The sequence below is a fragment of the Ensifer sp. D2-11 genome (assembly GCF_054161295.1).
The window spans coordinates 2058047-2072073 of the sequence record NZ_CP096433.1; the positions used below are offsets into that span (position 1 = coordinate 2058047).

Here is a 14027-nt window from a genome sequence, read left to right on the forward strand (position 1 = left end):
GCGAGTCCCCTTCTCCCCGCCTGCGGGGAGAAGGTGGCCGGCAGGCCGGATGAGGGGCGGATTTGGCCTCTCTACCCCACGAACACCCTCGCAACCGCCACGACAATCACGCCGGCCGCCACGGCCGCGAGCAGCGGCAGCCTCGTGGCGACAAGCGCTGTGGCGAGGGCCGCGAGCGTTTCGGCCGGCCCGGTGACCAACGCCGTCGGCGCGATGACGGCCATCAATACGGCCGGCGGGATCGCCTCCAGCGCCCGCTTCTGCTTCGGACCTATCGACACGAAACGGATGAGGACAAGACCCCCGAGCCGGGTCAGCACCGTCGCAACGGCCATCGCGGCGATCGCAAGAAACGTGTGCGGATCGAGCGTCATGCGCGGGCTTCCCGACGTTCACCGGTGAAAAGCGCCGCAACGACGCCCGCCGCCGCACCGGCTGCGATGTACCAGACGCCGGGGAGGAACTGGTGTGCGAGGACCGCGGCCGCGGCGCTCGCAGCGAGGACCGCGCCGGTTTCGCGTCCCTTCCAGAAGCCCATGACCAGGACGATGAAGACCGCGGGAAACGCAAAATCGAGACCGAGCGCTTTCGGGTCTCCGAGGAACGCGCCGGCGAGCGAGCCGGCAAGACCGGCAAGCACCCAGACCAGATAGAACGGCACCGCAAGGCCCGCATACCAGGCAGGTGTGAGGCGTGACTCACCTGCCCGGACCTCGGCCATGGCCCAGATCTCGTCGGCAAGGAGAAGCATCGCGGCATATCTCGCCGGCCCCGAGAAGGCCGGCATCTTCGTGCCGATCGATGCGCTCATCAGAAGATGACGGATATTGACGAGCAGCGCCGAAAATCCGAGAGCGGCCCAGGAGGCGGGATGAGTCCAGATGTCGAGCGCAACGAATTGCGAACCGCCGGCGAAGACCAGCGCGCTCATCATCACGACTTCGAGGCTCGACAGGCCCTTGGTCGCGGCAACGGCCCCGAAAACGAGCCCGATGGGCATCACCGCCACGATGAGCGGTGCCATCGCCCTGAAACCTCCCCAGAATTCCTCGACTGCCCGCGACTTCTTCACGCCAGGGATCTCCCGTACCTGCAACACTAACCTTCTGAAACTACGCACTTCCGGACGGAAAACCGTCACACGCTTTTCCTGGAAGTGCCCCAGGAAGTAACCAGGCAGAAGACCGCCGTCTTGAACGAAAGTGATCAGGCTGAGCGATAGGCACCCGGCGTGACGCCGGTTCGAGCCTTGAAATGGCGGCTGAAATGCGCCTGATCGGCGAAACCGCAATGATAGGCGGTGTCCGCCGCAGACCAACCTCTGCGCAGGAGCGCCTTTGCTTCCCGCACCCGCTTGTCGGTGAGAAAAGCATGCGGGGTGATGTGGAATTCCTTTCGGAAGGCGCGGATCAGATGGGCGCGGCTGAGGCCCGCCAGCTTCGCAAGCTCCTCCAGCCCGATATCGTGCGTGTAGTTTTCAACAAGATAGTCGCGTGCCCGGTGCACGGCTGAGCTCTCGCGCGTCTGCAGGGGGACGATGATAGCGTTGCCGTGGCGCTCGAAGAGCCCGGCCAGGAACCCGAACATGCTCTCGTCCGCTTCCAGGGTACCGACCTTGCCTTCCAATGCGCGGTGCGCACGATGAAAGCCGAGCGCAAGCTCTCTATCGGTGAGAAGCAGCCGCGAAAAGGACGGCGTTCCCCTGAAGGAGCGGCCGGTCACATCCTCGAGGATCTCGACCAGCAGGTCCCTGGATGGATAGATCATCCGGTAGCGGTAGCCTTCGTGACCCGGATGCCCGTCGTGGATTTCATCCGGATTGATGAGATAGAGATCTCCCGGGCCCGTCTGCGATCGTTCCCCCTTGATCGTGCTGATCTGGGAACCCGCTTCGATCGCACCTATGCTGAAGGTGTCGTGCGCGTGCGGCGCGAATTCATGCGTGATGAAGGTCGCGCTCAGGCACTCCATGCCCTTGAAGCGCGGGTCGCGCCAGAAACGGGTCCGCTCGGCTCCCTCGAGCGGCATGGCCTCGATGGCCTTTTCCTGTGAGATCGTTTCCATCGGCCGATCTTATCGGGCGAGGAGAGCCTCGTCTTGCATGAAAGTGCTTTTGGCCAGAGCATTGCGTCGGCCGTTTGCGGCGCGGGGCACTTGGATGTATTGCTGCCGATATCGCCCACGCAGAGTTTTCGGTATGCAAAGCCCCGAGTTTCTTTCCGCCTCCAGCAGGCTCATCGTCGACCTCACCGCGCTCGCCGACAATTGGCGGGCGATGAACGAGCGGTCCGGAAAAGCCCGCGCCGCCGCCGTTCTGAAGGCCGATGCCTACGGTCTCGGCGTCGTGCATGCCGCTCCGGCTCTCTATGCCGCCGGCGCGCGCGATTTCTTCGTGGCCAGTGTCGAAGAAGGGGCCGATCTTCGCCCGCTTGTTCCGAATGGGCGAATCTACATTCTCGCGGGAATGTGGCCCGGCAACGAGGAGCTCTTCTTCGAGAACGATCTCGTGCCGATCATCAACTCGGAAGAGCAGCTGGCGGTCTTCATGGCAGCGCTTTCCGAACGGGGCGACCACCCCTGCGTTCTCCACGTCGACACGGGCATGAACCGGCTCGGCCTGTCGCCGGAGGAGGCCATTGCCCTCGCCCACGACCCTGCGCGGCCTGCGAGTTTCTCGCCGGTCCTCGTCATGAGCCATCTGGCCTGCGCCGACGATCCCGGACACCCGATGAACCGCTATCAGCTTCAGCGTTTCCGCGAGGTGACCGCCGCCTTCGAGGGCGTGCCGGCGAGCCTTGCAAATTCCGGCGGCGTGTTCCTCGGCGCGGACTACCACTTCGATCTCACCCGGCCCGGCATCGCGGTCTATGGCGGCGAGGCGGTGAATGGCGCGGTCAATCCGATGAAAGCGGTCGTCACCGCCGAAGCGCGCATCGTGCAGGTCAGGACGGTTCCATCCGGCGAAACGGCAAGCTACGGCGCCTCGGTCCGCTTCGGCCGCGACAGCCGCATTGCGACGGTCGCGATCGGCTATGCCGACGGCTACCACCGTTCGGTTTCGGGCGGCGGCGTCACCCTCAGACAGGCGATGCCCTCGGGCGCCTTCGGTTTCCTGCATGGTATGAAAGTGCCGCATGTCGGTCGGGTGACTATGGATCTGAGCCTGTTCGATGTCACGGACCTGCCGGAAGCGGCCGTACGTGCCGGCGACTATATCGAGGTCTTCGGGCGCAATGTCGCCATCGACGACGTCGCGCGCGCCGGTGGTACCATCGGCTACGAGCTGCTGACGAGCCTCGGCCGGCGCTATCATCGGACCTATGTCGGAGGCGCTTGAACAAGGCGCAAAGGAATATCGTCCTTTCAAACAGGATTTCGCGGCATTATGTGACCGCCAAGAGTGATTCTCGGGCGGCGGCAATTCCGCCATCTGCCCGCAAACATCCGAAAGCCGACATCTATGGCGAAAGCCCGCACCCAGTTCGTCTGCCAGAATTGCGGCACAGTCCATTCCCGCTGGGTGGGCAAGTGCGACGGCTGCGGCGAGTGGAACACGATCATCGAGGATAATCCCACGGCGGGGATCGGCGGCGGTCCCATGCGCACGCCGAAGAAGGGGCGTCCCGTCGCACTTACGACGCTGTCCGGAGAGATCGAAGATGCGCCGCGCATCCAGACCGGCATTTCGGAACTCGATCGCGTGACCGGCGGCGGCTTCGTTCGCGGATCCGCACTGCTCGTCGGCGGAGATCCGGGCATCGGCAAGTCGACCGTGCTGATGCAGGCGGCCGCGGCACTTGCACGCCGGAAGCACCGGGTGATCTATGTCTCGGGCGAAGAAGCGATCGCCCAGGTCCGCCTGCGTGCTCAGCGGCTCGGCGCCGCCGACAGCGACGTGCTCCTTGCCGCCGAGACGAATGTCGAAGATATTCTCGCGACGCTTTCCGAGGGCAAACGCCCGGACCTCGTCATCATCGATTCCATCCAGACGCTTTGGAGCGACATCGTCGACTCCGCACCCGGCACGGTGACGCAGGTGCGCACCGGTGTGCAGGCGATGATCCGCTTCGCCAAGCAGACGGGCACGGCGGTCGTGCTGGTCGGCCACGTGACGAAGGAGGGCCAGATCGCCGGCCCCCGCGTCGTCGAGCACATGGTCGATGCCGTCCTTTATTTCGAGGGCGACCGCGGCCATCATTACCGCATCCTCAGGACGGTGAAGAACCGTTTCGGACCGACCGACGAGATCGGCGTTTTCGAAATGTCCGACAAGGGCCTGCGCGAGGTCGCCAACCCGTCGGAGCTGTTTCTCGGCGAACGCAATGCGAAATCGCCGGGTGCAGCGGTTTTCGCCGGCATGGAAGGCACGCGCCCCGTGCTTGTCGAGGTACAGGCGCTGGTCGCGCCGACATCGCTCGGAACGCCGCGCCGCGCCGTGGTCGGCTGGGACTCGGCCCGCCTTTCGATGATCCTCGCCGTGCTGGAAGCCCATTGCGGCATTCGCCTCGGCCAGCACGACGTCTACCTCAATGTCGCGGGTGGCTATCGCATTTCCGAACCGGCGGCCGATCTCGCTGTGGCTTCCGCACTGGTTTCGTCGCTTGCCGGGCTTGCCCTGCCGCCCGATTGCGTCTATTTCGGCGAAGTCAGCTTGTCGGGTGCAGTCCGGCCGGTTGCGCATACCGCCCAACGTCTCAAGGAAGCCGAGAAACTCGGTTTCTCCCAGGCAGTCCTGCCATCTGCATCGACCGAGTTGCCGAAGAACGGCAACGGCCGCTGGAGCGAGATGGAAAGCCTGCCGGATCTGGTGGCGCGTATCGCGGGATCGCGGCGTGCCCTGCAACAGACGAATGACGAGGACTGACGGAATAGCCGCGCCCTGGAGCATCAACGGGATGTGCCGCCTGGCGGTGGAGTCGGAGTAAGGACAACATGCCCATCACAATTCTCGACGGTATCGTTCTCGGCGTCGCGCTGTTTTCAGCCGTCCTCGCGATGGTTCGCGGCTTCTCGCGCGAGGTTCTGTCGGTGGCGAGCTGGGTCGGCGCAGCCGCCGCGGCCTATTTCCTCTATCCGCATCTTCTGCCCTACGCCAGCCAGTACACGACCAGCGGAACGGTCGCGATGATCGGCTCGGCGGCCGTGATCTTCCTGATTGCACTGATCATCATCTCCTTCATCACGATGCGGGTGGCCGACTTCATCATCGACAGCCGCATCGGCGCGCTCGACCGCACGCTCGGCTTCCTGTTCGGGGCCGCTCGCGGCATTCTGCTCGTCGTCGTCGCCATGCTGTTCTTCAACTGGCTCGTGGCGCCGCAGCAGCAGCCCGTCTGGGTGACCCACGCGAAGTCGAAACCGCTGCTCGACAATCTCGGCAATCAGTTGGTAGCGCTCCTGCCGGAAGAGGCCGACGCCACCATTCTCGACCGCTTGCGCGGCAAGGATACGACCGGCGAAGGCGAAAGCGAGACGCCGCCGGCTCAGACGGAACAGGCGCCCGGCGAGGAAGCACCGGCGACGAACGGCTGAGATCGACAGGAAAGTTTGCAATAAAGCCCGCTGTGCGGGCTTTATCCATTTGGAATGACGCTTGTCAGTGTTTTCGGGTAAGATCGCTTGAAGACTGGCGGCCCGATCACGATATGCGCACCGGCACGTAGCAAAGGCGAATTGCGATGACCGATCTCAGATCCAGCGAAATCCATGACGAACTCGACGGCGACACCCTCCATGAGGAGTGCGGCGTTTTCGGAATTCTCGGCCATCCGGACGCCGCCGCGCTGACGGCGCTCGGCCTGCACGCTCTCCAGCATCGAGGGCAGGAAGCCGCCGGTATCGTCACCTTCGACGGGCGGCAGTTCTATTCGGAGCGCCGGATGGGTCTCGTCGGCGACCACTATACCGATCCCACGACGCTCGCGAAGCTGCCCGGTTCGATGTCGATCGGCCATGTACGCTATTCCACCACCGGTGAGACGGTCCTGCGCAACGTCCAGCCGCTGTTTGCCGAGCTGCAGGAAGGCGGAATCGCAATCGCGCACAACGGCAACTTCACGAACGGCCTGACGCTGCGACGCCAGATCATCGCAGACGGTGCCATCTGTCAGTCGACATCCGACACCGAAGTCGTGCTGCACCTGATCGCGCGGTCGAAACACGTCTCTTCCAGCGATCGCTTCGCCGACGCTATCGCCCAGGTCGAAGGCGGCTATTCGATGCTGGCTCTGACCCGCACCAAGCTGATCGCCGCCCGCGACCCGAACGGCATTCGCCCGCTCGTCATGGGCGAACTCGACGGCAAGCCGATCTTCTGCTCGGAGACCTGCGCGCTGGATATCATCGGCGCCAAATTCGTTCGCGATATCGAGAACGGTGAAATCGTCATCTGCGAAATTCAGCCGGACGGGTCGATCACCATCGATGCCCGCAAGCCGCAGAATCCGCTGCCGGAACGCCTTTGCCTTTTCGAGTACGTCTATTTCGCCCGGCCGGATTCGGTCGTCGGCGGCCGCAACGTCTACGTCGCCCGCAAGAACATGGGAAAGAACCTCGCCATCGAGGCCCCCGTCGAGGCGGATGTCGTGGTGCCCGTTCCGGACGGCGGTACGCCGGCTGCAATCGGCTATGCGCAGGAAAGCGGCATTCCCTTCGAGCTCGGCATCATCCGCAATCACTATGTCGGGCGGACCTTCATCGAGCCGACGCAACAGATCCGCGCCTTCGGCGTGAAGCTCAAGCATTCTGCGAACCGGGCGATGATCGCCGGCAAGCGCGTCGTGCTCGTCGACGATTCCATCGTCCGCGGCACCACTTCGGTCAAGATCGTCCAGATGATGCGCGAGGCAGGCGCCCGCGAGGTGCATGTGCGCGTCGCGAGCCCGATGATCTTCCACCCGGATTTCTACGGCATCGACACGCCCGACCGTGACAAGCTGCTCGCCAACCAGCATGCCGACCTCGCCTCGATGTGTCGCTTCATCGGCGCCGATTCCCTCGAATTCCTCTCGATCGACGGGCTTTATCGTGCCGTCGGCGGCGAGAAGCGCGACCCGCAGGCGCCGCAGTTCACCGATCACTATTTCACCGGGGACTACCCGACCCGCCTTCTCGACCAGGGGGCAGCGAGCAACGTTCGCAAACTCTCGGTTCTCGCCAGCAACGGATAACGAACAACAACATGACGCCCAATCTGAAAGACCGGATCGCCGTCGTCACCGGCGCATCGCGCGGGATCGGCTACTTCACTGCTCTTGAACTCGCCAAGGCCGGCGCCCACGTCGTCGCCTGCGCCCGCACCCTCGGCGGTCTCGAAGAACTGGACGACGCGATCAAGGCTTTCGGCGGTTCGGCAACGCTCGTCCCGTTCGATCTCTCGGACATGGCCGCCATCGACAAGCTCGGCGGCGCCATAAACGAGCGCTGGGGCAAGCTCGACATCATGGTCGCCAATGCGGGCGTCCTCGGCACGATCTCGCCGATCGGCCATGTGGAAGCCAAGGTCTTCGAAAAGGTGATGGCGATCAATGTCACCGCGACCTGGCGCCTGATCCGGTCGCTCGAGCCGTTGCTCGTCCGTTCGGATGCCGGCCGCGCCCTCATCCTCTCCTCGAGCGCTGCGCACAAGTGCAAGCCCTTCTGGGGGCCCTACTCCGCCTCCAAGGCTGCGGTCGAGGCGCTGGCACGCACCTGGGCCTACGAGACACAGCGCCTGCCGCTGCGCATCCTCAGCGTCGATCCGGGCGCCACGCGCACCGCCATGCGGGCGCAGGCCGTGCCCGGCGAAGATCCGGAGACCCTGCCGCATCCCTCCGAGGTGGCTCAGGCGCTGTTGCCGCTGCTCGGCCGCGAGCAGACCGAGACGGGGAAGCTCTTCATCGTTCGGGAAAAGAAGATCGTCGACTACCGCATGCCGGAATAGGCTGGCGGCACCTCCCCCTCATCCGGCCTGCCGGCCACCTTCTCCCCGCAAGCGGGGCGAAGGGGACTCGCGGTGATGCTCCGCTTCTCGGGCGCTCAAGAGGAAATGGCCATCCAGCAGCTTGTCCCTTCTCCCCGTCACAACGCTACGGCATGCACATATCTCTTGTTGTCCAGCCCTTCGCGGACTTACTCCGGAGTGGCGGCATCTGTATTTCCAGCAGTGGCGAGGCTTGCGGATGGGTCCTTGGGATCAAACCCGTATGCGCTAACATTGGCATTAGCGGTCACCCGCCCCTCATCCGCCTGCCGGCACCTTCTCCCCGCAGGCGGGGAGAAGGGACAAGCGGCGCCAACTGAACCCCGCATTCACTGTCCGCCCGAGGGAGCGAGCGGGCGCGGCATATCCCTTCTCCCCGCCTGCGGGGAGAAGGTGGCGGCAGCCGGTTGAGGGGCAATCCCGACCGAGCGGGGTTGAGGCGGTTGGGTTCCCGAGGGATCCCTTTCATGAGCAGTATCCGCCGCACCGGCGCGCAAGAGATATGTGCATGCCGTAGCCATGAAATGGGGAGAAGGTCGCGGCAGAGGGATGAGGGGCATTCGCCCTATTCGCTGTCACCCGGCAAACCATCGTTCCCGTGACCGCCCGGCCAGTCGCCGTATTTGCGCTGCCAGGAACGGGCGCCGAAGGGCAGGCTCACCAGATAGGCCACCGCAGTCACGACCATCGTCTCCCAGGTGTAGGTCATCAGCGTCGCAACGTAGAAGACGACGACCAGAATGACGGGAAGGACCAGATCCCGGCGGACGCGGTTCTCCGACTTGCCGGACCAGACAGGAAGACGGCTGACCATAAGGAAGGCGATCAGGACGGTATAGACCGACGCGATCAGCGCAAAGGTCCTTTCCGGCGCAAGACCGAGCAGGCCAAGATAGACGGGCAGCAGAACCAGCATCGCACCGGCCGGCGCCGGAACGCCGACGAAATATTCCGACTGCCAGGACGCCTTGACCTGGCGCTCCGCCATGACGTTGAAGCGCGCCAGCCTCAGACCGACGGCAATGGCGTAGATCAGGGCCGCAATCCAGCCGAGGGAACGCGCCTGATCGAGCAGAAACACGTAGAGGACGAGGGCGGGCGCGACCCCGAAATTGATGATGTCGGCAAGCGAGTCCATCTGGACCCCGAAACTCGAGGTCGCCTTTAGGAGACGCGCGATGCGCCCGTCGATGCCATCGAGGAAAGCGGCAAGGAGCACCATCGCAACCGCGAGCTCGAATCGATTCTCGAATGCCAGCCGGACGCCCGAGAGGCCGGCGCAGATCGCCAGGACCGTGATCATGTTCGGGACCATCAGCCGGAGCGGAATCTCCCGCAATCGGGGCCCCCGGGCCTTGTCGTGCGTGCCGGTGGCGCCCACGTGCTCAGCGGCTTCCGGGCTTCCTGCGGATTGTTCGTGGCGGGGCTCTTCCATGACCTGTCCTCACGCGCGCCGGCTGATGACCGGGCCCTTCGCCGATCCGAATTCGGCGAGCACCGTCTCGCCGCCCGTGGCCGTCTGACCGACCGTCACGCGCGGTTCCGCACCGGCAGGCAGGAACACGTCGAGACGCGAGCCGAAGCGGATGAGGCCGAAACGCTCGCCCGCCTCTAGCGACGCGCTCTCGCGCGTCCAGCAGAGGATGCGGCGCGCGACGAGACCGGCGATCTGGACCACGCCGATCTGCCCGTGTTTCGTCTCGATGACGAGGCCGTTGCGCTCGTTTTCCTGGCTCGCCTTGTCCAGCTCGGCATTCACGAACTTGCCGGCACGGTAGGCGATTCGGCGTACCGTGCCGCCCATCGGCGCACGGTTCACGTGGCAGTTGAAGACATTCATGAAGACCGAAATGCGCAGCATCGGCTCCGAGCCGAGGCCCAGTTCCTCAGGCGGCATCACGGTGGCGACCGACGATACGGTGCCGTCCGCCGGGCTGATGACGAGATCGTCGTCGATCGGCGTCATGCGCTCCGGATCGCGGAAGAAATAGGCGCACCAGGCGGTCAGAACGAAGCCGATCCACATCAGCGGCTCCCAGAGGAAGCCAAGCGCCAGCGAAACGACAAAGAAAATCGCGATGAAGCGGTAGCCTTCCCTGTGGACCGGTACGAGCGTGTTGCGCACTGTGTCGATCAAACTCATGAACTCTACTCTCCATATTTGCTTTGCGACGTGAACTAGCGCGAATCAGACAGCCCGGCAATGTCGAAGACCCGGAGACAGAGGACTCGCGGCAACCTCGCTGTGGTCAGAGCGCCGGCATTCCCCGGTCGACGATGCCGAGATCGTCGCTCTCACGCACGCGCTTCAACTGTTCCTCGGCCTGCGTTGCCTCGCGCTGGCGGCTCCACATGGAAGCATAAAGTCCGCCGCGGTCGATAAGTTCGCCATGGGTGCCGCGTTCGGCGATCACGCCGTCCTTCAGGACGATGATCTCGTCGGCGTTGATGACCGTCGACAGGCGATGGGCGATGACGAGGGTGGTGCGATTGCGCGACACGATATCCAGCGCAGCCTGGATTTCCTGTTCCGTCTTCGTGTCCAGCGCCGAAGTCGCCTCGTCGAGGATCAGGATCGGCGGCGCCTTCAGGATGGTTCGCGCGATCGCGACGCGCTGTTTCTCGCCGCCCGAAAGCTTCAGCCCGCGCTCGCCCACCATGGCGCGGAAGCCTTCCGGCAGGTCGCGGATGAAATCGGCGATCTGCGCCGCCTCGGCGGCTGCCTCGACCTCCGCATCGCTCGCAGTCACCCGGCCGTAGCGGATGTTGTAGGCGATCGTATCGTTGAAGAGCACCGTGTCCTGCGGCACCATGCCGATCACGGAGCGGAGGCTCTTCTGGGTGACGTCACGCACGTCCTGACCATCGATGGTGATCGATCCTTCCTGCACATCGTAAAAGCGGTAGAGCAGCCGCGACAGTGTCGACTTGCCGGCTCCTGAGGGGCCGACGACTGCGACCGTCTTTCCGGCGGGCACCTCGAAGCTGATCCCTTTCAGGATCGGCCGTGCCGGATCGTAGGCGAATTGCACGTTCTTGAAGGCGATTGCGCCTTGCTCGATCTTGAGCTCCTTCGCATTCGGCCGGTCGACGACCTCCGCCCGAACGTCGAGCAAATCGAACATATGTTCGATATCGGTCAGGCCCTGGCGGATTTCGCGATAGACGAAACCGATGAAGTTCAGCGGAATCGCGAGCTGGATCAGCATCGCGTTGATGAACACGAAGTCGCCGATGGTCTGCTCGCCGCGCTGCACGGCGAGCGCCGATATCGTCATCATAACCGCCGTGCCGGCACCGAAAATCAGCGCCTGGCCGAAGTTCAGCCAGCCGAGCGACGTCCAGACCTGCGTCGCGGCCCGCTCGTAACGCTCCATCGACTTGTCGAAGCGCTTCGCCTCCATCTCCTCGTTGCCGAAATATTTGACGGTCTCGAAGTTGAGCAGCGAATCGATCGCCTTGGTGTTCGCATCGGTGTCGCTGTCGTTCATCGAGCGCCGAATGGCGATGCGCCAGTCGCTCGCACGTACCGTGAACCAGATGTAGAGCCATACCGTGACAGCGGTCACCAGGAGATAGGTGAAGCCGTAGCCCCACCAGAAGATCACCGCCGTCAGCAGGAACTCGATGAGCGTCGGTACGCTGTTGAGGATCGTGAAGCGGACGATCGTCTCGATGCCCTTGGTGCCGCGCTCGATGATGCGCGAAAGCCCGCCCGTGCGCCGCTCGAGATGGAAGCGCAGCGAGAGCTGGTGCATGTGAACGAAGGTCTTGTAGGCAAGCTGCCGGACGGCATGCTGGCCAACACTGGCGAAAAGCGCGTCGCGCAACTGGTTGAGGCCCGCCTGCAGCAAACGGGCGAGGTTATAGGCGAGCACCAGCATGACGGCGCCGGTCAGGAACTGCGGCAGGAAACCGAGCGCGTCGGGCTTGTTGTTGAGCGCATCCGTCGCCCATTTGAAGAAATAAGGGACGAGAACGAGCACCGCCTTGGCGATCACCAGGATCACCGTCGCCCAGACCACCCTCAGTTTCAGATCGATGCGGTCCGCCGGCCACATGTATGGCCACAGATTCGCTATGGTTTCGATCGGATTGGCACTGTCGGCGGAAACCGTCTTCTTCTGCGCCACGTCTCTGTCCGCTTCATTTTTGTTGACGAAGACCGCAGGCGAGCCGCAGCCGAGATCACGTTTTTCTCTAGCGCGTCTTCGTCCCACACCAGCTTCAATGAAAAGCGGCGCCTTTTAAGGAAGACGCCGCTTTTCCTGACAGATAGGCCCGGCTTCCCGCCGACGCAATGGAAGCGCCGGCAAAAGAAGGGCGAAACTCAGTGCCGCATATGCTTGCGGTGGACTTCCCGCGATTCCTCCTCGGAAAGCGCCTCGTCCGGAACCCCGAAGACCTGGCCCGGACGGATCAGGTCGGGATTTTCGATCTGCTCGCGGTTCGCAAGGTAGATCGTGGTGTAGCGCAGACCGGCACCGTAGACGCGGCGCGAGATCTGCCACAGCGTGTCCCCGCGGCGGATGATCACCGACGTCTTGCTTTCCTTGAGCGGTGCCTGCTCGATGGTGGCCGGCTGTTCCTTCGCCGCATCCGAAGCCGGCGCCGCCGCCTGTTCGACCACGGTTGCGTCTGTCTCGCCCGCTGCCGAAGGCTCCGGCTGCTTCGAGGCATCGTTCGCCTGCACCGCCAAGGGCTCGGCGGATGCCACCGAGGTGCCGACATTCTGGCGCGTCAATGCGGACCCAAGAGCGCCATCGACCTTCTCCACCGCCGCTGCGACGCTTGACGGGTCCTGCGGCGCAGCCTTGAGCGCGTCCAGCGCCGTTGTCGCCGCCTTGGACGCTTCAGCGGCGGCCGCCGCCAAATCGGCATCGGAGCCGTCGGCCGGCTTGAATTCGGCCAGCGACTGGAGGGCGAATTCGGTTGCCGAGCGGGCCGCGGCGAGTTGCTCCATGGAAGGCTGCTTCCCGTCGGCAAAAAGCGCTTTCAAGAGGGTCAGTGCCTTGCCCGCTTCCGCCTTCAAACGGTCGAGACCCGTCGTGGGTGCTGCAAGCGTCGAACCGGCGATGGCGGCAACCTGCGCACCTGCCGGCCGGTCGAAGGGCACGGAGGCACGCATCGCCACCTTGCTCGCATCTTCGTTCATCATATCGGCGCGGATGATATGGCTGCCGACCGAGAGCTCGATCAAGCCGTCGACGACGAAATGCCCCTTGTCGTCGGCTTTCACCTCACCCAGCAGCTTGTCGTCCGCGTAAATGCGGACAAGGGCGCCGGGCTTGGCGTTGCCTGCGACATACATCATGCCGCCTTCGATCTCGACCGCCGTCACCTGCAGCCCGGGAATGGTTGCCGGAGAGGCGGGAGAAACGGAAGCCCCGCCGGGCTCGCCGGCCGGTACCGTGCCCGGCTCGGCGGCTGCCTGCATCGGCTTCGGCTCAGCTTCCGGCGTCGTGATCAGCCGGCTCGCCTTGCCCGCCTTGGACACCATTGCCAGCAGCTGCCCGCTCGAATCCTTAGGAACCGAAACAGTCGCAACCTCCTCCGACGTCTTGCTGTGTCCGCCTGAGCCGACGCTTCTGAGCGTCAGTTGGTGGTCGCCTGCCGAGAGCGGCCTGTCGAAGACGGCGGCAAAATCGCCGCCCGCGCCGACATTGGCGGTGCCGACGACCGTGTCGCCGCTCAGGATCTCGAGCTTCGTGCCGGGCTGGGCTCTGCCCGCGACGACCGTCGAGCCGTCCGGTTCGACGCGCAGGACGTCAAACCCCGGAACCGTCCAGTTCGCCACCGGGTCGGATGCGGCCGCATTGCCGCCGGAGGCCGCCGTCGCCTGTTGCGCTGCGTTGCCTTGCAGGGCGGACGGATCGGTCTTCGTTGCCGCCGCCGTTTGGCCGGGCTGCTCGCCTGCGCCGGATTGGGCCACCGCCCCTTTGTCGCTGTCACGCAGATTCGGCTGAACCACAAAGATCATCAATGCGGTCGCGATTGCCAGGACGCCAAGGGCCACCCAGCTGGCCTTATTCTTAATCATGCCACTCTCCACAGGGCGGAGCGCCTT

General features: G+C 64.2%; 12 protein-coding genes. 5 read left to right on the forward strand and 7 right to left on the reverse strand.

Annotated features, from left to right (window positions below; all coding sequences use genetic code 11):
- Window positions 1-71 precede the first annotated feature (71 nt).
- The 3 genes from M1D34_RS09970 to M1D34_RS09980 form a co-directional block, all read right to left on the reverse strand.
- A complete protein-coding gene (locus M1D34_RS09970; RefSeq protein WP_127541827.1) occupies window positions 72-374 on the reverse strand; it encodes an AzlD family protein in 303 nt (100 codons plus the stop codon).
- The gene (locus M1D34_RS09975; protein WP_127541830.1) at window positions 371-1024 is read right to left on the reverse strand and encodes an AzlC family ABC transporter permease; all 654 of its coding nucleotides are present in this window, start codon (window positions 1022-1024) and stop codon (window positions 371-373) included. Before M1D34_RS09975 ends, M1D34_RS09970 begins: the two co-directional genes overlap by 4 nt.
- Before the next feature lie 182 nt (window positions 1025-1206).
- Window positions 1207-2064, reverse strand: coding sequence for an AraC family transcriptional regulator (locus M1D34_RS09980; RefSeq protein ID WP_127541828.1), 858 nt, complete (start codon window positions 2062-2064; stop codon window positions 1207-1209).
- Window positions 2065-2197: 133 nt separating this feature from the next.
- Here M1D34_RS09980 and alr point away from each other — a divergent pair, with 133 nt between their 5' ends.
- From alr to M1D34_RS10005, 5 genes are all read left to right on the forward strand, one after another.
- Complete coding sequence (gene alr / locus M1D34_RS09985; protein ID WP_127541829.1) at window positions 2198-3337, forward strand: alanine racemase; 1140 nt, start codon at window positions 2198-2200, stop codon at window positions 3335-3337.
- Between the two features lie 123 nt (window positions 3338-3460).
- Window positions 3461-4864: a DNA repair protein RadA gene (gene radA / locus M1D34_RS09990; RefSeq protein ID WP_003532745.1), complete on the forward strand. Its 1404-nt coding sequence runs from the start codon at window positions 3461-3463 to the stop codon at window positions 4862-4864.
- Window positions 4865-4932: 68 nt separating this feature from the next.
- Window positions 4933-5532, forward strand: a complete 600-nt coding sequence (locus M1D34_RS09995; protein WP_003532741.1) for a CvpA family protein — start codon at window positions 4933-4935, stop codon at window positions 5530-5532.
- 146 nt (window positions 5533-5678) lie between these two features.
- Window positions 5679-7169, forward strand: coding sequence for an amidophosphoribosyltransferase (purF, locus tag M1D34_RS10000; protein ID WP_010969057.1), 1491 nt, complete (start codon window positions 5679-5681; stop codon window positions 7167-7169).
- Between the two features lie 11 nt (window positions 7170-7180).
- A complete protein-coding gene (locus tag M1D34_RS10005) occupies window positions 7181-7921 on the forward strand; it encodes an SDR family NAD(P)-dependent oxidoreductase (RefSeq protein ID WP_003532733.1) in 741 nt (246 codons plus the stop codon).
- A 604-nt stretch (window positions 7922-8525) separates the two neighbouring features.
- On the opposite strand, the gene pssA is transcribed toward M1D34_RS10005, so the two are convergent.
- The 4 genes from pssA to M1D34_RS10025 form a co-directional block, all read right to left on the reverse strand.
- Entirely contained in the window at window positions 8526-9395 is an 870-nt protein-coding gene (pssA, locus tag M1D34_RS10010; protein WP_003532727.1) for a CDP-diacylglycerol--serine O-phosphatidyltransferase, read from the reverse strand.
- Between the two features lie 9 nt (window positions 9396-9404).
- Window positions 9405-10103 carry a phosphatidylserine decarboxylase gene (locus M1D34_RS10015; RefSeq protein WP_010969055.1) on the reverse strand — a complete coding sequence of 233 codons (699 nt, stop codon included), beginning with the start codon at window positions 10101-10103 and terminating at the stop codon, window positions 9405-9407.
- Between the two features lie 106 nt (window positions 10104-10209).
- Complete coding sequence (locus tag M1D34_RS10020; RefSeq protein WP_127514592.1) at window positions 10210-12093, reverse strand: ABCB family ABC transporter ATP-binding protein/permease; 1884 nt, start codon at window positions 12091-12093, stop codon at window positions 10210-10212.
- A 197-nt stretch (window positions 12094-12290) separates the two neighbouring features.
- Window positions 12291-14000, reverse strand: a complete 1710-nt coding sequence (locus M1D34_RS10025) for a LysM peptidoglycan-binding domain-containing protein (RefSeq protein WP_498778887.1) — start codon at window positions 13998-14000, stop codon at window positions 12291-12293.
- Window positions 14001-14027 lie beyond the last annotated feature (27 nt).

Coding starts and splice junctions, on each gene's coding strand:
- M1D34_RS09970 (WP_127541827.1), bottom strand. CDS start 374: ATGACGCTCGATCCGCACACGTTTCTTGCGATCGCCGCGATGGCCGTT.
- M1D34_RS09975 (WP_127541830.1), bottom strand. CDS start 1,024: ATGGCACCGCTCATCGTGGCGGTGATGCCCATCGGGCTCGTTTTCGGG.
- M1D34_RS09980 (WP_127541828.1), bottom strand. CDS start 2,064: ATGGAAACGATCTCACAGGAAAAGGCCATCGAGGCCATGCCGCTCGAG.
- alr (WP_127541829.1), top strand. CDS start 2,198: ATGCAAAGCCCCGAGTTTCTTTCCGCCTCCAGCAGGCTCATCGTCGAC.
- radA (WP_003532745.1), top strand. CDS start 3,461: ATGGCGAAAGCCCGCACCCAGTTCGTCTGCCAGAATTGCGGCACAGTC.
- M1D34_RS09995 (WP_003532741.1), top strand. CDS start 4,933: ATGCCCATCACAATTCTCGACGGTATCGTTCTCGGCGTCGCGCTGTTT.
- purF (WP_010969057.1), top strand. CDS start 5,679: ATGACCGATCTCAGATCCAGCGAAATCCATGACGAACTCGACGGCGAC.
- M1D34_RS10005 (WP_003532733.1), top strand. CDS start 7,181: ATGACGCCCAATCTGAAAGACCGGATCGCCGTCGTCACCGGCGCATCG.
- pssA (WP_003532727.1), bottom strand. CDS start 9,395: ATGGAAGAGCCCCGCCACGAACAATCCGCAGGAAGCCCGGAAGCCGCT.
- M1D34_RS10015 (WP_010969055.1), bottom strand. CDS start 10,103: ATGAGTTTGATCGACACAGTGCGCAACACGCTCGTACCGGTCCACAGG.
- M1D34_RS10025 (WP_498778887.1), bottom strand. CDS start 14,000: ATGATTAAGAATAAGGCCAGCTGGGTGGCCCTTGGCGTCCTGGCAATC.